The 18,074-nt window shown below is 55.6% G+C and carries 12 protein-coding genes; 3 read left to right on the forward strand and 9 right to left on the reverse strand.

The genetic code is table 11. From position 1 onward, the window contains the following. The first annotated feature begins 56 nt into the window (after positions 1-56). A complete protein-coding gene (gene tamL, locus BXP70_RS02560; RefSeq protein ID WP_086592426.1) occupies positions 57-2,555 on the forward strand; it encodes a translocation and assembly module lipoprotein TamL in 2,499 nt (832 codons plus the stop codon). Between the two features lie 78 nt (positions 2,556-2,633). Here tamL and BXP70_RS02565 read toward each other — a convergent pair whose 3' ends face one another. From BXP70_RS02565 to fdhD, 5 genes are all read right to left on the reverse strand, one after another. Then, positions 2,634-3,302: a YceI family protein gene (locus BXP70_RS02565; RefSeq protein WP_086592427.1), complete on the reverse strand. Its 669-nt coding sequence runs from the start codon at positions 3,300-3,302 to the stop codon at positions 2,634-2,636. 146 nt (positions 3,303-3,448) lie between these two features. After that, positions 3,449-4,615: a glycosyltransferase family 4 protein gene (locus BXP70_RS02570; protein WP_086592428.1), complete on the reverse strand. Its 1,167-nt coding sequence runs from the start codon at positions 4,613-4,615 to the stop codon at positions 3,449-3,451. 291 nt (positions 4,616-4,906) lie between these two features. Then, on the reverse strand, positions 4,907-7,462 hold the full coding sequence (locus BXP70_RS02575; protein WP_086592429.1) for an FdhF/YdeP family oxidoreductase: 2,556 nt from the start codon (positions 7,460-7,462) through the stop codon (positions 4,907-4,909). 126 nt (positions 7,463-7,588) lie between these two features. Next, a complete protein-coding gene (locus tag BXP70_RS02580; protein ID WP_086592430.1) occupies positions 7,589-7,921 on the reverse strand; it encodes a DUF7009 family protein in 333 nt (110 codons plus the stop codon). A gap of 158 nt (positions 7,922-8,079) precedes the next feature. Next, on the reverse strand, positions 8,080-8,955 hold the full coding sequence (fdhD, locus tag BXP70_RS02585) for a formate dehydrogenase accessory sulfurtransferase FdhD (protein ID WP_086592431.1): 876 nt from the start codon (positions 8,953-8,955) through the stop codon (positions 8,080-8,082). A gap of 269 nt (positions 8,956-9,224) precedes the next feature. Here fdhD and moeB point away from each other — a divergent pair, with 269 nt between their 5' ends. Continuing rightward, the gene (gene moeB / locus BXP70_RS02590; protein WP_086592432.1) at positions 9,225-10,340 is read left to right on the forward strand and encodes a molybdopterin-synthase adenylyltransferase MoeB; all 1,116 of its coding nucleotides are present in this window, start codon (positions 9,225-9,227) and stop codon (positions 10,338-10,340) included. 108 nt (positions 10,341-10,448) lie between these two features. On the opposite strand, the gene BXP70_RS02595 is transcribed toward moeB, so the two are convergent. The 4 genes from BXP70_RS02595 to BXP70_RS02610 all read right to left on the reverse strand — a co-directional run bounded on the left by BXP70_RS02595 (position 10,449) and on the right by BXP70_RS02610 (position 16,368). Next, complete coding sequence (locus BXP70_RS02595) at positions 10,449-13,400, reverse strand: DEAD/DEAH box helicase (RefSeq protein ID WP_086592433.1); 2,952 nt, start codon at positions 13,398-13,400, stop codon at positions 10,449-10,451. A gap of 174 nt (positions 13,401-13,574) precedes the next feature. After that, on the reverse strand, positions 13,575-14,804 hold the full coding sequence (locus BXP70_RS02600; RefSeq protein WP_086592434.1) for an FtsX-like permease family protein: 1,230 nt from the start codon (positions 14,802-14,804) through the stop codon (positions 13,575-13,577). Positions 14,805-15,030: 226 nt separating this feature from the next. After that, complete coding sequence (locus BXP70_RS02605; RefSeq protein WP_086592435.1) at positions 15,031-15,840, reverse strand: class I SAM-dependent methyltransferase; 810 nt, start codon at positions 15,838-15,840, stop codon at positions 15,031-15,033. Positions 15,841-15,939: 99 nt separating this feature from the next. Then, positions 15,940-16,368, reverse strand: coding sequence for a ribosome-binding factor A (locus tag BXP70_RS02610; RefSeq protein WP_086592436.1), 429 nt, complete (start codon positions 16,366-16,368; stop codon positions 15,940-15,942). A 303-nt stretch (positions 16,369-16,671) separates the two neighbouring features. On the opposite strand from BXP70_RS02610, the gene BXP70_RS02615 reads away from it, so the two are divergent. Continuing rightward, on the forward strand, positions 16,672-18,048 hold the full coding sequence (locus BXP70_RS02615; RefSeq protein WP_086592437.1) for a hypothetical protein: 1,377 nt from the start codon (positions 16,672-16,674) through the stop codon (positions 18,046-18,048). Positions 18,049-18,074: the final 26 nt, after the last annotated feature.

Here is an 18,074-nt window from a genome sequence, read left to right on the forward strand (position 1 = left end):
GCGGGGCCGCATCCTTGTTGTGGCTCCTCCCAGGACTTATTTGCAAACGATACTACATGAGTGATAGTAAACCGGACTCTCCTATGCGGCCCATCCAACACTTGCGCTTTCTTTTCGGAACCAGTTCGCAATGGGTGGGCAATCATTTGATGCTCAAAACAAAGAATAACAATACCCCGCGGCGTTCTGGAAAGCAGTGGCTGGGCCTAGGGCTAGCTAGTTTAGCGTTGGCAGGCTGCAGCGGCACTAAGTTTATTCCCGACGATGCCAAGCTCTATACGGGCAGCACCGTTAAGGTCAAGTCGCAGTTCCCGATCAAGAACGAATCGGAGCTGACCACCACGCTGGAAGCCGTTATTGCACCCAAGCCGAACACTTCTATTCTGGGCATGCGGCCCAAGCTTTACTTCTGGCACATGGGCGTGGGCAAAACCAAAGGCCTAGGTCATTGGCTGGCCGACAAGTATGGCGAAGAACCCGTGTTGCTGAGCAAGGTCGACACCAACAACGTGAAGAGCCTGATGGTGAACCGCTTGAACAACAACGGTTACTTTCACCCCACCGTCAGCAGCAAGGTGCAGGTAAAGGACAAAACGGCGTCGGTCGACTACACGGCTACCATCAACAAGCCGTACGTGATCAAGGAAATTCATTTCCCGGAGCCCACTTCGCTCGTCAACCGCGCCATCAAGTCTACCGAGGCAGGCTCCCTGCTGAAAGTTGGTGACCCGTACACGCTGCAAACCTTCGTGAACGAGCGGGTGCGCATTGATGGCGTTCTGAAAAACCAGGGGTACTACTACTTCTCGCCCGATATGATTCTGTTCCAGGTGGATAGCACCCTGGACAATCAGGCCAACGTGTACCTCAAGATCAAGGACAACACGCCCGCCCAAGCGACCAAGCCTTACATTCTGGACCGCGTATCGCTGAACACCGACTATTCGCTGTCTGACACGGCCGCTCGGGGCCGCCAGCCAATTCTGTACCGGGGCTACCGCTACTACCCCGACGAGTCGGTGTTTAAGGCTAAAGCCATCACCAACGCCGTTTTCCTATACCCCGATAGCCTGTACCGCCGCCGCCGCTCCGACCAAACGCTGAGCCGTTTGATGAGCCTAGGTACGTTCAAGTTCGTGGATGTACGCTTCCGGCCCGCCCGGGGTGCTACCGATTCGGCCGGCTACGGGCGCCTGAACGCCTTCGTGCGCATGACCCAGGTGCCGAAAAAGTCGTTGCGGGCGGAGTTGCAGATGAACACTTCCAACATCTTCACGGGGCCTAGCTTTGTGGTGCAGTACCGCAACCGTTCGGCGCTGCGCGGAGCCGAGCAGCTGCTGATCAACGCCAACGCGGCTTTCGAAACGGGCCGGGGGGCGCTATCCGGGGTGACGTCTACGCAGTATGGCATCGACGGGCAACTGCTGGTGCCGCGCCTCATCACGCCGCCCTTCGATATTCGCCTTACCAACTCTGACTTCCAGCCACGCACCTTCTTCAACGCGGGCTTCAAGTATGTGCTGCGCACCGATTTCTTTCAGCAGACGGTGTACAACCTAGGGTATGGCTACAGCTGGAAAACCAAGATCACCAACGAGCAGCAACTCCAACCCATTGACTTACAGTATGCTCGCCTTTCTACGGAGCCACGCTTCGACGTAATTTTGGCGGAGCGGCCTTTCCTGGAAAACAGTTTCCGTCAGCAGTTTATCCTAGGTAGCAGCTACCGCTACACCTACAACCAGCAAGTGCTGGAGCAGCGCCGCAACCAGGTTTACTTCAGCGGCGGCGTAGAGCTGTCGGGTAACCTAGCATATCTGCTGCAAAACCTAGGTGGCGCGACCAAAACGCCGACGGCCGATGGTCGTAGTGCTTTTGCCTTGTTTGGGCAGCAGTACTCGCAGTACTCGAAGCTCGATCTGGAATTTCGCAACTACTACCGTACTTCCTCGAACTCGTCTAGCGGCAACAAGATTGCAACTCGCTTGCTGATTGGTGCTGGCTTGCCGTACCTGAATTCCAACGTGATGCCTTACTTGCGGCAATACGGCATTGGTGGGCCCAACAGCGTGCGCGCCTTCAACGCGCGCGGCATCGGCCCTGGTACCTACCGCTCGACGGATGCTGACCGCAAAAACAACAACAGCTACTACGACCAAGTGGGCGACCTTCGCTTGGAAGCCAACGTGGAGTATCGCCAGGACCTCTTTCCTTACGTGAAAGGCGCGTTGTTCGTGGATGCAGGCAACGTTTGGCTGATGAACAAAGACCCTAGCCGCGTCACCTACACCGTGAGCGAAAATGGCCAAGCCGTTCCGGACGGCAAAAATGGTCAGTTTCAAATCAATAGCTTCCTCAAAGAGCTAGCCGTGGGGGCTGGCGCCGGTATTCGCATCGACGTACAGTTCTTCGTCATTCGTCTGGATGCCGCTTACCCGCTGGTGTATCCTTACGACAGCTCGACGACGTATACCGTCGGCAACGACACGTATTCTAAAGGCGATACCGGCTATAAGGCCGTTAAACTGAACGTTGCTATCGGCTATCCTTTCTAAAATTGAGCAATTTTTAAACGCAAAAAGCCCTTCTCACCTAGCTGTGAGAAGGGCTTTTCGTTTTTAACACAGGCTCCGCTATTTATTGCTGGCTACGGACGTGGGCTGCTTGGCTATCACGTTGAAGGTCATCATGAAGTCGTTATCAATCACCTTGTCGCCTAGGTTTTCGAAGAACGACTTCGAGCGAAATTTGATGTCGTACTTAGTGCGGTCGACGGTGGCGGTACCGCTGGCGGCAGCTAGGCCATTTTTCACGCCTACCTTGGCCGGGAAAGTGATGCTGTTGGTGATGCCCTTGATGGTTAGGTCACCGGTCACGGTCATGTTATCGGCATCGGCGGCAGCCCCTTTGATGGGCGCCAAGCTCGTGATTTTGAAGGTAGCCGTGGGGTTCTTCTCTACGCTGAAAAAATCTTCGGACTTGAGGTGACCCACGAGTTTGCCGTTGCCGCCGGCATCCTTGATGTCCTCATCCTTTAGGGTCGTCATGTCGACCACGAACGTGCCGCCGGTCACTTGGTTGCCCTTTACCAGCACCTCCCCTTCCTTGAAATCAACGGTGCCATTGTGTTGGCCGGTTACCTTCTTGCCCACCCAACCTAGAGTGCTGAGCTGGGGTTCTAGCTTATAGGTAGCCGTCGTTGTGGCGGCGCTAGTCGAGGCTTTCTTGGCCGTCGTTTTTTGGGCAACTGCCGGCGTAGCGAGGAGTGCACCGGCTAAGAGAACTGGTAGAAGAGCTTTCATGGGTTCAATAAAGTTGGAAGTGACCTTGTAAAGAGACGTTACGCTTGATTGTCAGCTGCTTCAAGGTATCATTATTTTCGAAAAAGAATGTAGCAACCTTTATGGCCGTCGCACGAAGATCTGTTTCGCGCGACGGCTCTACCGCTTCAAAACGTACCTAGTACCTGCTCCGTCAGCTCACATTGACGGTGGTGCGAATAAGTGGCTACCGCTGCCTGCTGCGCTTGCTGGCCTAGCTGCTGGGCTAGCGCAGGAGCGTGCAGCAGGCGCTCAATGGCCGCGTCGAAAGCAGCTACATCCCGCAGCGGAAACAGCAGGCCCGTACGACCATCCGCCACAATTTCGAGGGTACCGCCCGCCGCTGACGCCACCACCGGCAGTCCGGAGGCCATTGCTTCGATGGTCACCATGCCGTAGGTTTCGTTTGTAGAAGCGGTGATGGAAATATCGAGGGCGCGGTAGGCCACTTCGGGGTGCAAGGTGAAGGCGCGCACGTGCACTACTGCTTCCAAACCTAGCTCCTGCACCCGCGCCAGCAAAGCTTCGCGGTACGAGTTGTCTTTGTTGCGGGTAGGTTCGCCTACTAGCAGCAGATGGAGGCGCGGGTGGCGCTGGCGCAACCTAGCTACTGCTTCCACCACAAAATCCTGCCCCTTATCTACGTCGAAGCGGCCCACTAACCCTAACAGCACCGTAACAGGCGGCAATGCGAGGTCTAGCTGCGCCCGTGCCTGCGCCTGCGTCAGTGTCGCATCCACAAACTTACCTAACTCAATGCCGAGCGGCACCACGTGCAGGCGTTCGGCGGGCAGGCGGGTTTTGGCAAGTACCTCCCGCGCCAAACCCGGTAAGGGCGACAGCCACGCATCGAGCGCACGGTAGCGCAGCGTATGAATCAGGCCGCGCTTCGCCAGCCCAAGCTGCATGTGCTGTTGGTACACCACGCGCACCCTAGGAAGAAAGAGCGTTTTGCAGAGCACCGCCATACCTAGGTCGCCGTTGCGGCTGACGATTAGCGCGCGGGTATCAAAGCGGCCCAAGATGCGAGCCAGCCGCTTGGCGGCAGGCACGTCGGCTGCTTTCCACCTATTTTCGAGCAGCGCCACCGGCAGTTGCAACTCCGCCGCTCGGCTGGCTATGGGCGAATCGGGTAGCGTAATCAGCTGCACCGGCCACCCACGCTGTTGCATCCAGTGGGCAAAGCGCACCGTGTTTAGCTCTAGCCCGCCCCAGCTGCGGGACAAGCACAGCAACGACAAAGGAAATGTGCCGCTCGCGGCGGCATTGTCTTCGGTAGCGGTAGCAACGTTCACGCCGCGAAGATAACCGCTAGCTTGAAGGGACAGACAGCACTTGTTCGCTTCCTAATTATTATGCTCTTTCAGTGTGCAGGTGCTTGCCTCGTGGCACTCCTACGATCATGGCCGGCGTCTGCTCTACAAAGAAGCTATACCAAAATCCAACTTTGTGAAAATGCATCTCCCCTTCTGGAACGCTGGTTATTACGGCATTGCGTTTTCCAAGTAAGCGCTGAGCTAGCCTTCTAAGCAAAAAGCCCTGCCGTATAAACGGCAGGGCTTTTTGTATTAAGCGCTATCAGCAACCTAGGCTGGCACCGCTATGCGTTCTGCTTTGGTAGCGCCTTCCGGTAGCATCTCCGCTACAGCTTCCACCGTCACAACCACCCACTTCGAGGTAGGCTGGTTGCTCACGTCGGCAACGCTGGCTACGGGCACTAGCACGTTCATCTCGGGGTAATAGGCGCCGCAGTTGCCTTTTGGCGTGTCGTAGGGAATGGCCACGAACCGCTCAGCCATACGTTTTTGCCCCTCAAAGTGGCTCGTGATGTTTACCAGCTGCCGCTCCTTAATGCCGCGCTCCTTCATGTCGCGCGGGTTCATGAAGATCACGCGCCGCTCGCCATACACGCCGCGGTAGCGGTCGTTGTAGTCGTACACAGTGGTATTGAATTGGTCGTGGCTGCGCAAGCTGAACAGCACCAGTTGGCCGGGCTCTAGCGTGTGCTTCTTCATTTCCGTCACCGTGAAGTTAGCCTTAGCGTTGTCGGTGGTAAACTTCCGTTCGCGCGGACCATTAGGCAAGTAGAAGCCGCCGGGATGGCGCACCTTCTCATTGAATTTCTCGAAGCCCGGAATCGTGCGCTCGATGTGGTTGCGGATCACGTCGTAGTTCTCCGTCATGGCTACCCAGTCGGTTTTCGTCCGTCCTTCTAAGGTCGTGAGTGCAATGCCACACACAATAGCCGTTTCGCTAAGCATTTCACCGTCTAGCGGCTTGAGAATGCCTTTCGACATGCTCACCACGCCCATCGAGTTTTCGCAGGTCACGAACTGTTGACCAGTTTTCTGATTATCAACCTCCGAGCGCACTAGGCAGGGCAGTAACAGTGAGGTTTCGCCCGTAACGAGGTGGCCGCGGTTGAGTTTCGGCGCAATGAATACTGTAAGGCGCTGCTTGCGCATGCCTTCGGCAATAAATTCCGTATCCGGCATGGCCGATAGGAAGTTGCCGCCAAAGCTCACAAATACCTTAATACGGCTGTCGTACATAGCTTTAGCCGTCTCCACGGAATCGAGGCCATGCTCGCGGGGGGGCGCGAAGTCGAACTCGTTTTCTAGCGCATCGAGGAACTGAGGGCTAGGTCGCTCCCAAATACCCATCGTCCGGTCGCCCTGCACGTTGGAGTGGCCGCGCACCGGGCACAAGCCCGCACCCGGAATGCCTACGGCACCTTTGATGAGGTGCAGGTTCACGATTTCGCCGATGCTGTACACAGCATTCTTCTGCTGGGTAAGGCCCATGGCCCAGCAGGTAATGATCTTTTTCTTATTGGCGATGATGTTGGCCGCATCCAGCAGTTGCTGGCGCGGAATGCCGCTCATCTCTTCAATATCTTCCCAGCTCGTGTTGAGTATCTCTTCTTTAAACTCATCAAAGTGAGCCGTATACTCCTTGATGAAGTCGTGGTCGATAACTTGACCAGGGTTGTTTTCTTCGGCCTCAAACAAGTACTTCATGATGCCGCGCAGCACGGCCATGTCGCCATTCACCCGCACTTGCAGCCACAAATCGGTGATTTGGGTACCGTCGCCTACTAGCGCACCGATGGCGCGCAGCGGGTTCATGAAGTCTTGTGGGTTCTTAAAGTGATTCAAGCCCGCTTCCATCAACGGGTTCACGGCAATGATCTTCGCACCGTTGCGCTTGGCTTTCTGCAAGGCCGTGAGCATGCGCGGGTGGTTCGTGCCGGGGTTCTGCCCCATGATGAGAATGACTTCGGCTTCGTAGAAGTCATTGAGCGTCACGGAGCCTTTACCTAGGCCAGTGGTGTTGGTCAGGGCCGCGCCGCTGCTCTCGTGGCACATGTTGGAGCAGTCGGGCAAGTTGTTGGTGCCAAACTCCCGCACGAACAGCTGGTAGGCATATGCCGGCTCGTTGGGCACTTTGCCTGAAGTATAGAATGCCGCTTCGTCGGGTGATTTCAGCGCGTTCAGCTCATCGGCCACAATCCGGAAGGCCTCGGGCCAGGAAATGGGCGTGTAGTGGGTGGTGCCAGGGCGCAGTACCATCGGGTGCGTAATGCGGCCGGCACTGTTTAGGTCGCGGTCGGTGAAGCGCGAGAGGTCGGCTACGCTATGTTGCGCGAAGAAGTCGGGGCCAATGGTGCGGTGGTCGGTGTCGGAAGCCGTTGCCTTAGCACCATTCTCGCAGAACTCCGCTACAGAACGGTGGTCATCGGGGTCGGGCCAAGCGCAGCTAGAGCAGTCAAAACCGTCTTTCTGGTTGAGCTTCACCAGCGCGTGAGAGCCACGCACCAAGCCAGCCTCGCCCCACGAATATTGCATGGATTTTAGCACCGCTTCCACCCCAGCGGCCGTCTTGAACGGCTTGCCTAGCTTCAGACCAGTGAATTCTTCGGGCGGCTGGGCAAGCACGGGGTATTTGTGCTTAGCTCCTAGGGTGTCGGGCGCTTCCATGATGCGTTTGTCGGCGTCGGCTTTGCCGCCGTTGTCGTAGTGGTCGTTGGTGGGTGCCGCGCCCTGGTCGGGGCGCTGTCCGCTCACGGGCACGTTGTTCGTGACGGTCTGCTCGGACGTTTTACCGCTTTTATCGGGCTCTTGGGCAGGAGACTTTTCCATTGAATAGCTAGGAGCTAGGGGTTGATTTTGGGAGGGGAGGAAGGGGCAGGGAGCAAGTGATGCACAGATAAAGCGGTGCGCAGCAAAAAGGCAGATGCCTAGGTTTGAAAGTCGAGGCTAGCTTCGTTAGTGCTTGCAGTCAAGGTCTTTCTCTACCAGCACGCGCAACTGCTGATCAGCGGTTACGGGAATAGTGTCCGAAAAACCTAGGCGGTCGGTGCTTACCCATTCGGTGGCTAGCTGACGTGGCACCTGCACGTCGAGGGCACCCACGGCATACACCACCTTCAGGGCTGTTGCCTCTGGGTTGGGCGAATGTTCCAGGGTATACACCAGTTGGTCGCTGGGCTTAGGGCCTAGCTTCACAGTGACAGAAACGCGGCCTTTCTCGCCAAACTGCTGTACCTCTTCTTCAGAAAGACGCAAGCGCAGGGTATTATCTTCGATACGGAGCTTCATGATACAAAGGAGCTAGAAGCCGGGAGTTAGACCTGAGGAGCTTAAAGCGAAGGGGTGGATATGCAAGTAAGAGTTACGTACAACAGAAGCAAAGGGTATAGAATAGCAGCGGGAAAGATGCTCCTATATCCTAGCTTCCCGTTCATAATTTTTGGTCTCTAGCTGCCAGCGCCTGTTATCCGCCACGCGCCCGAGTAGACGTTGTAGCGCTGCTGGCGCACAAACCCCAACAGCGTCATGCCGAAGCCGGCGGCGGCCTGTACCGCCAAGCTGCTCGGAGCGCCCACGGCGGCCATTACTGGGATGCCCGCTACGGCGGCTTTCTGCACCAACTCAAAGCTAGCCCGGCCACTCACCAGCAGAATGCTATTGTGCAAAGGCAGCCACTCTTGCAGCAGCGCCGCCCCTATCACTTTATCCAACGCATTGTGCCGCCCTACGTCTTCGCGCAAGAGCAACAGCTCGCCAGTAGGCGAAAACAGCGCTGCCGCGTGCAAGCCGCCAGTTTGCTCAAACAGTTCCTGCGCCGCCCGCTGCCGAGCCGGCAGCTCATGAATCAGCTCAGCCGCTACGAAGGGGCCATCGGTTGGGAGTACGGGGCACGAGGCCGCCTGCACCGCGTCGATGCTGGTTTTGCCACACACACCGCAGCTTGAGGAAGTGTAAAAATGGCGCTCCAGCCGCGGCATCGACACCTCCACCGACGAGGCTAGCTCGGCACGCACCACGTTCTCGCGCTCTTCGGGCTTCTCCACGTCGGGGCAGTAGATAACCCCAGTCAGATCCTGCCGCCGCTGAATGATACCCTCGGTGAGCAAGAAGCCCGCCGCCAGCTCAAAATCGTGACCGGGCGTGCGCATGGTTACTGAAAGCGTGCGGTGCTCACGCTGCCCAGCCGGCCCAAAGCCCAGCCGAATTTCCAGCGGCTCCTCGGCCGCCACCAGGTCTGATTCGGTTATGACCTGACCGCCGGCCACGCGCTGCACCGTTGCATAATCATAGCTGGCAGCAGGCAAAAAAACGGGAGAAGCCATTTCTCAGAGTGTTGAGTGTTGAATCTTTGAGTAGTGGGCCGGCGGCTACCGATCTGGAGCGCAAAGCTTCCGCCTCGCGCATCGTTGAACGAACCCCACTACATCTTTCTGTCGTTCGCGTTGGTATAATCTAACCTTATAAGTCAGAAGTAAGTTTTACAAGGCGACGACACACGTGTCAAGAACTATAAGTCGTGGCAAGGCTAGCTGAGTGCTTAAGCTGAGCCATTAGTCCAGCGCATACCCTTCAACCATTAACCTTATACCAGTTGCTTTCTACTACCGAACGTCAGCGTTATCGTCGCCATTTGCAGCTTCCAGAGATTGGGGAGGCGGGCCAGGAGAAGCTGCTAGCTGCCCGTGTACTCGTGGTGGGAGCCGGAGGCCTAGGGTGCCCGGTGCTTCAGTACTTGGCGGCGGCCGGCGTGGGCACTCTCGGCATCGCCGACGCCGACAAGGTGGAAGCCAGCAACTTGCAACGGCAGGTTCTTTTTGGCGACGCCGACCTAGGTCAGTCCAAGGCCGCGGCCGCCGCCCGCGCCGTGCAGCGCCTCAACCCAGCCGTGCGCTGTGAAGTATACCCGCAGCGCGTCGACCTAGCCGACGTGCGCGAACTGGTAGCACAGTACGATGTGGTGGTCGATGGGTCCGATAATTTCCCCACCCGCTACCTGCTCAACGATGCCTGCGTGAGCCTAGGCAAGCCCTTGATTTCGGGAGCTATCTACAAGTTTGAAGGGCAAGTATCGGTGTTCAACTACCAGGGCGGACCCACGTACCGGTGCTTGTTTCCAACTCCTCCTTCCGCCAACGAAGCGCCCAATTGCGACGCGACCGGCGTACTCGGCGTGCTGCCCGGCCTGATTGGCTGTGCCCAAGCCACCGAAACCATGAAGGTAATCCTAGGCCTTGGCGAGGTGCTACGGGGCCGCCTATGGCTGTTCGACGCTTTGTCTTTCCAAACGCGTATTCTGCGCTTCCCGCGTCACCCCGAGCGAGCCCTCATCGACTTAGCAACAGCCGACTCCGCTGATTATGCCGAGCTGTGCCACCCGCCGCTTCAGGAGATTACGGCCCAGGAGCTGCAAGCACAACTTCAGTCAGACGAGCCTCCCTTCCTACTCGATGTGCGCGAACCGGCTGAGTATGAGCTAGGTCATTTGCCGGGGGCTACGCTTATCCCGTTGGCTTATTTGCCCGAGCGCGTCGAAGAGCTGCCGCGCCATCACCCAGTGGTAGTATACTGCCGCACGGGGCGCCGCAGCACCGCGGGCATTGAGCAGCTGCAAGAGAAATTCGGGTTCGACAACTTGATAAACCTGACGGGCGGGCTGGCGGCTTGGGCCACACAAGTAGACCCAACATTAGAAGCTGCCTTGAGCTGAGGTGACCTAGGTATAGCCAGACTGGAAGTTCTTAGCCGCAAAACGGCAAAGAAACTGGCACTCTCTACCCCCTACTCAACGGCCAGAACAAGATTGGCGAACCTAGCTTTAGCCTAGCAACTCCTCAATATCTTCCTTGGTGAGGCTCTTAATGATAGCCTCGTCCGTTGTTATCAAGTCGGTTACAAGCTGAATCTTCTTGTTCTGCAAGGCCAGGATTTTCTCCTCTACGGTGTTCTTACTGATGAACTTGTACGTGAACACGGTACGCTGCTGCCCAATGCGGTGGGCACGGTCGACGGCTTGCGCTTCCACGGCAGGGTTCCACCACGGGTCGAGAATGAACACGTAGTCGGCAGCGGTTAGGTTGAGGCCTACACCACCGGCTTTCAGCGAAATAAGAAACACGCGCAAGTCGTCATCTTCTTGGAAGCGTTGCACTTCACGGTGCCGCTCGCGGGTATTGCCGTCGAGGTAGGCGTAGGCAATCTGGCGCTCGTCGAGCGAATCGCGTACAATGTCCAAGTGTTTCACAAACTGACTGAACACCAACACTTTGTGCTTCTCTGATACTACTCCCTTGATCATGCGAATCACCTCGCGCAGCTTGCCCGATTCGGCCTCGTAGCCTTCGTCGGCCATGCGCGGGTGGTTGGCAATCTGGCGGAGTTTGGTTAGGCCTTGCAGCAGCATAAACTGCGTACCGGCCGTACCATGCTCCTCGATATTCTTCAGGATCTTGTTGCGGTAGTAACTCTTGGTTTCCTCATAGCACTGTGCCTGCTCCTCCGTCATGGAGCAGTAGCTCAGGTGCTCTATTTTAGCGGGCAACTCCTTCGCTACTTGCGCCTTATGCCGCCGCAAAATAAACGGCTTGATGAGCGCGTGCAGCTTGCGCGTACGCGCTTCATCCTTGCTTTTCTCGATAGGCTTCAGGAATTCCTTGCGAAAAAATGCTTGCGACCCTAGTAGCCCCGGATTAATAAACGACATCTGCGACCACAAATCCATGGTGCTGTTTTCTACCGGCGTACCCGTCAGGATAAGCCGGTGCCGCGACTTCAGGCCCCGCACCGCCTGCGACGTGGTAGAGCTAGGGTTCTTGATGGCCTGCGACTCATCCAGAATAATGTAGTCGAAGTGGTAGGTGCGCAGCAGCTCGGCGTCGAGCCGCACGATACCGTAACTAGTCAAGACCACATCGTAGCCGGCAAACTGCTCCACGTTTTTGTCGCGGTACGTACCCGTGTAGATCAACAGGCGCAAGCTAGGGGTGAATTTAAAGGCCTCACTCATCCAATTGAATACCAGCGAAGTAGGCATGGCGAGCAATGAGGCTGCCCCGCCCGCCTCACCGCTTTCCTTACGGTGCAGCAGCAGCGCCAGCGTCTGAACGGTTTTGCCCAGCCCCATATCGTCGGCTAGGCAGCCGCCAAAATGGTAATCCTTCACGAAGTGCAGCCAGTTGTAGCCTGCCTTTTGGTAGGGGCGCAGCTCGCCCCGAAAGCTAGCTGGCAGCGGCTTATCTTCCACGGCCTCAAAGCCCCGCAGCTTCTCCAGCTTCCGCGACATCGTGACGGTAGCTAGGTTGCCATTTTGCAAGTCTGACACCAAGGCGAGGTGGTGCTTGCGCAGGGTGAGGCTATGCTGTTGTTCTTCGGCGAAGGCAAATAGCTCCAGGTATTGCGTAAACCACTCCTCCGGAATGATGGCAATCTGGCCGTTTGGCAGCCGGAACTCGTGGCGCTTGTTCAGGATGTAGGGGCGCAGCTTGATAAAGGGAATTTTGAACTCCCCAAAATGCACCGTGCCATGCACGTCAAACCAGTCGTTGGTTTCGGTGATGCCTACTTGCACCGTCACCGAGCCGATGAAATAGTCTTTGCCGGAAGTAGTACCTTGTTTCACAGTGAACCCGAGCCGGGCTAGGTCTTCGGCGTTGCTGTGCAGCCAGCGGAAAGCGGTGGCTTTTTCCATCACAGCCCGACCATTGCGCACTTCTAATGCCCGATCGGCTAGCTCACGCAAACTTTCTTGCTCCTGCTCAAAGTTGCGGATAAGGCGGTGAAACACATAAGAATCGGATGTTTTCTCAAGCTGCACGCTCACCCGCTTATCATAGTTATTCGGGACGGTATGGTCACCGTAGCGAAACGACAAGTCGAAATGGATATGATCAGACACGGCGGGAACTAGCACGTCGGTCGTGCGCGGCCGGCCCGCGGTGGGGCGTCGCTCTTCCTCCACCACGACGGCGCGGGGTGCATCCGAGAACGTAAGCTGCGGCCGAGCAATGTAGCGCTCAGAGCGGATATCGAAGCCGCGGGCGTGCACGTCGAACGACTCTACCAATGGTGCCACAAAGCGCTGGAAGTAGCTATCCTCTACCTGCCGCGGAATGATAATGAACTTCTTGTTCAAGAACGGCTGCAGTTTCTTGCCGTCAACGTCTTTGCTGAAGTTATAAATCAGGTTATCCAGCAGTAGCCAGGCGGGATGCACACAAACGAGCACCGCGTTTTTAAACTGAAAATCAAGCTTTTGCCCTTTGTATTGGATCGTTGGAAAGTAATGCGTGCTGTCTTCGTTGCGGCGAAAATGGAATAGCACTGAAGCGGGCTCTGGGGCTAGCCCAATTTCGCGCCACGTGGGTTCCCCGTCCTTCCCCATGATGAACACGCACTTGCCCGCCAACCGATCCAGAATCTGGCTCATGCGCTCCTGTACGTAGCGGCAGATGGCATCCTGCAAGCCTTTGTCGCCCTTGTCGGCGTCGTATATCTTCAGGAAGAAGTCAGCAGGCGTCGTTTTTTTGGGCCAGAATTCCTTGATGACGGCGTCCTGCTGGATTTGGTCGGTCAGGGCAATTAATTCAAAATCTACTTCATCAAGGCCATTTGCAAACTCCGATGCATTCTTAGCTGATACAGTCTGGTGCTGCAACGTGAGTTGGCCGCGCGAATTACGCTGAATTACATACGACTCAAACAGATAGCCTAGGTATTCATGCTCCAGGAGCGAATAAACAATCTGAAATGGTTGAGAAGTAGAAACTTTCATAAATAGCGCGTATAATCGGAAGCTGAAAGTAAGGACAAATACTAAATACTATATTATTTATCATAAAGTAAAAGTAAATCTACAAATAGTAACACCCTATAGTTGTAAACAGGGCTAGTGTCTACCAATCTGATAATCTAAAGGCTACTACGTTGCTATTTAGCTAATAGCGCCTTACAAGTTCTCGCGCAAATCCTGCTGGGATGCCGCCAACGCTGGGCGAATGGAAACCGTGATGGTAATCACGATGATGGCAATAGCGGTCAGGATAATGTCAAGAAATTGCATCTTGACGGGGTAAGAGTCAACGACACTTGTGGCCATGCCCATCGACACCAGGCCGAATGTTTGTTGCAGCCAGCAAATCGTGACGCCTAGCACCAGCCCCGTCACAGCGCCCACCAGGGCCACGATAGCCCCTTCGTACAGGAATATATTGCGAATCGTGACGCGCGTGCAGCCCATGGCCATTAGTACCGCCACATCCTTCCGCTTGTCAATTACCAGCATCGAGAGCGAGAAGAAGATGTTGAGGGAGGCGATGAGCAGGATAAATGCAAACGTGATGAATACGAACATTTTCTCCACCTTAATGGCCTTCAGTAGGCTCACGTGCTGCTCGTCTGAGTCGAGCACCTGAAAGCTGGTACCTAGCTCACTCCGTAGCGTTTCCTTCACGTCCGCAATGCTGTAGCCATTGCCAACTCGCACCTCCAGGGAGGTACGCTTGTTGCCATAGCGCAGCAGGCTCTGCGCAAATTCCAACGGCACGAAGATGTAGCTGTCGTCGATGTGTTGCTCAATCAGAAAGACGCCACCCGCGAAGATGTTCTGCTCGTTGAAGGCATTTTCGGGGTTGAGCGACAACGCCTTCTTGCCGGTGTTGCGGGGATACAACAAGTGCAGCGGCGAAAACCGGTTATTCAGGGCAATGCTCAGTTCGTGCTGGACGCCAGCTCCAAGCAACGCGTACGGCTCACCACCGCGCATGAGTTGGTGGTCACCTTCAACCAGGGCTGAATCAATGTTACTCTGCGCGAAGAAGTTCTCGCTCACTCCCTTCATCTTCACCACCATCTGCCGATCGTGGTACTGAAGCAAGGCGTTGTCTTCAATTACCTCCGTTACGAGTGACACGCCCGACGTGGCCTTTAGCTTCGTCAGCAATGGCGCCGTCACCTCGAACGCTTTGCCTTTCGTAGCCGAAATGACCAGATCGGGGTCCGATTTGCTGTAGAGAGAGCGAACCAAATCCTCTAGTCCGTTGAATACGGATAGTACAATGATGAGCGCCATCGTCCCCACTGCCACGCCGATCATGGAAATGTTGGAGATGATGCTAATGATGTTGCGCTTCTTCTTGGAGGAGAAATAACGCCGAGCAATGAGCAGCGGAACGTTCATGCGGCGCGGACGCGTAAATTAATTGGGTTAATGAATACGTGTAATTAGCTAGCAAGCATGGTGTACGAATTCCTTCTTTAGCTAAGTGCTTCAGCGTGGCTGTCAAAACTATGTTTTCTGCTGATAATGCAGATTACTTATTTCACAGCTCTCGTTAAAGTATCAGCAAGAATCAGGCAAGCTAGGTTCTAACAGCAGCAAGATACGCGGCGCACTGCAAAAGGTCTTATTTCCAAGCTTTCACAATTAGGCCCGTGCCCGAATCATGCTTCATGCGTGCGTCAATTGTATTAAGAATGAGGCAGAACGGGAACGTGATAAGGTAATAAAACGGCAACAGCACAAAAAACCACTTTGAGGCACCTAGCATCAAAATGGGGTATTTCATGCTCAGGCGCCACGAAACCTGCCCTGGCTCGCCGTAGCTGTAGCGGGCCTCAATTCGCTCGAAACCCGCTGTGCGCAGCTTCTGCTGAATCTCGTGGATGTTGTAGCCGTCGCGTACGTGCTCTTCGATGAAACTGGTTTCGCCATCGGCGTGCACGTCGGAGCCGCCCTGGTCCGACGGCGTGGAAATCAGCAACATGCCCCCATCTTTAAGCGAGGCGTGCACGTTCCGGAATACTTCTACGTCCTCCAGAATGTGCTCCATAACATCGACCGACAAGGCTAGGTCGAAGCTGTTGGGCTCTTGGTAGAGCACGAGGTCCTGCACGGCAAACTGCACATTGGTGCGCCCAATCTGCCGGAAGAAGCGGTTGGAATCGGCAATTTGTTCATCCTTCACATCGACGGCCAGGATATGCCACTTCTTGCTCATACCCGACAGCCAGTACGTGTATTGCCCATAGCCTGAACCAGCGTCCAGAATATTTAGGGCTTCATCCTGACGGCCTTTGGCCCACTGGCGCAGTTCCCGGTGTACGTGCCAGGTCCGAAGCAGCAGCAAATCAAGCAGATGGTAGAAAGTGCGACGCAGCCACGGCGTACGATTGAACACCTCCCCCAACGACTTTTTAATCGGATCGTAATACAAAAGAGTAACGAAGTATGTGAGTAATGGAGCAAAAAGTGGCAGAGTAACTAAATGATGGATAGCTAATTAACGGCTTCATTCAGTTACCCATTCACTCATCTATTCGTCTTCGTCGGCGAAGAGCTTCGGTCGTTTCGGGCCCGTGGTTGAGTCTGGCTCGTCGTCGTTAGTGGTCGTCGGCGGAATGTTGAGGTCGCTCAGTACCTGGTCCATGTGCGCTGCGTACGAAGCGCTATCGTCGAGGAAAAACACCAATGTGGGCACTACGCGCACTTGCTGCCGAATGCGCTTGGCCAACGCCAAGCGAATTTCTTTGGTGTGGTCGCGCACCTCCTGCAAGACAGCGTCGCCATTAGTGGTTAGGAGCAGGCTCAGATAAATGCGGGCGACTCCTAGGTCGGGCGCAACGCGCACGGTGCTGATGCCTGGCGGCAAACCTGGAAACAGGTGCGGCAGGTCGCGTTGAAAAACCGTAGCTAGCTCCTGCTGTAGAAGACTAGAAAACTTTTGCTGGCGTTTACTTTCCATAATGAGTGAACAAAGATAAGGGATTGGCGACGTACGGATTGCTGCTCAGTGCGAAGGTTAACGAGTTGGGGCAAAGCTGGAGGTGCCTTTCCGGCTATTTAACGTTTTGTAATTCGCAGTCAGCCACCGAGCAGAGCAAGCACGGCAACTATGCCTATGCTACTTTTGCGGACGTGGTCTGGCGTGGAAGGTTGCCGCCGGGCGGTTCACACGCTCAGTTTCGCTCGATTCTTAGTTACTCATCTTTTAGTTCGCACGTTTCTGCTTCGTTTCTTTAAAAGTCCGCTACCTACTCGGCTGGTTATGTTGCTAGTACTGGTGCTAGCCGTGCGCCTGCCACTGCTTTGGCTAGGTGTACCGCTTACCCCGGCCGAGTTGCGGGCGCTGCTCGTGGGCGAACGGTTGCACGAAGGAGCGCTGCTCTACCGGGGCCTCTACGACAGCACCGCACCACTCGCTACAGCTTTCTTTGGCGCCCTCGATTTTGTGGCAAGCCGTCCGCTGTGGCTCTACCGAGTGCTAGCATTGGCCTTGCTGATGTTTCAAGCGCTACGGCTCAATGTGGTACTCAACCGCGCCGATGTCCACCCAGAGCGCGGCTTTCTGGCGGCCCTTACGTACCTGCTGCTCGCTAGTCTCACTTCCGACCTCGACACGCTCTCCCCACTACTGCTAGGACACACGTTTATCATCTTGTCGCTGAGCGCCTTGCTCCCTACTTCCCGCGAAGGCTACGACAACCGCCGCTTGTTCCGAGCAGGCTTTCTAGTCGGGGTAGCCGCGCTGTGCTATCTACCGCTAGCGCTGTTCTTGTTGGTTGGGTTGTTTGCCGTTATCATTTTTGCGGCCAACTCTTTCCGTAGCTTTTTGCTGCTGCTGTGTGGGTTCTTTTTTCCGTATGCCGTAGCGGCTACATTCTTTCTCTACGCCGAGTCGGTGCCCGACTTTGTGCAGTTTCACTTACGACCTACGCTGCGTGGCCTTGTAGCAGGCGCCGACGGCATGCCTTTGTTTGTGCAGCTGCGCTTGTTCATTTTGCCGGGAGTAGTGCTGCTGTTAGCTTTGGCGCGCACCTTTGGCACGTCGTTAGGCCTAGTGTTCCAGGTTAAGTTTCAGCAGCTTATGCTAGTTTGGCTGCTTGTAACGGTTCTTATGGTAGCCGCCGGGCGTGGTACGGCTCCTGGTACGCTGGTTTTACTACTCCCCCCACTAACGTACTTCAGCTTATTTCTGTGGCAAAAGGCCCGGCGTGCCTGGCTGCTCGAAGTGTTATTGCTGCTCGTGCTAGGTGCCATTGTTACAGTTCGTTACCGAACTATTCTAGGGATAGAGCAGGTGCTTCAATTACCAGCCGAAAGCCAGTATGCCGTGCAACCTAATCCAGCTTATGGTGCGGTGCAGGGGCAACGCATCCTGGTACTTGGCAACGACCAACGCCCTTACCTCCATAACCGGCTGGCAACACCGTACCTCGATTGGTCATTGGCGCAGGTTGACTTTGGCCATCTGGAGGAGTATGCTGCTGTAGCACGCCTCGCGCACAATTTCACCCCCATTCCGCCCGACTATATCATCGACGAAGTAGGCTTACTGCCTACACTGCGCTATAAGGTGCCTGCCGTTTTTGCACAATACAAACCCACAGCCACCCCTAGGGTATATAAAAGAGCGACTGAGTAGCTAGGTCTAGGTAGGTGACGGCTTGT

This window comes from Hymenobacter crusticola (genome assembly GCF_002154225.1).
Lineage (GTDB): Bacteria > Bacteroidota > Bacteroidia > Cytophagales > Hymenobacteraceae > Hymenobacter > Hymenobacter crusticola.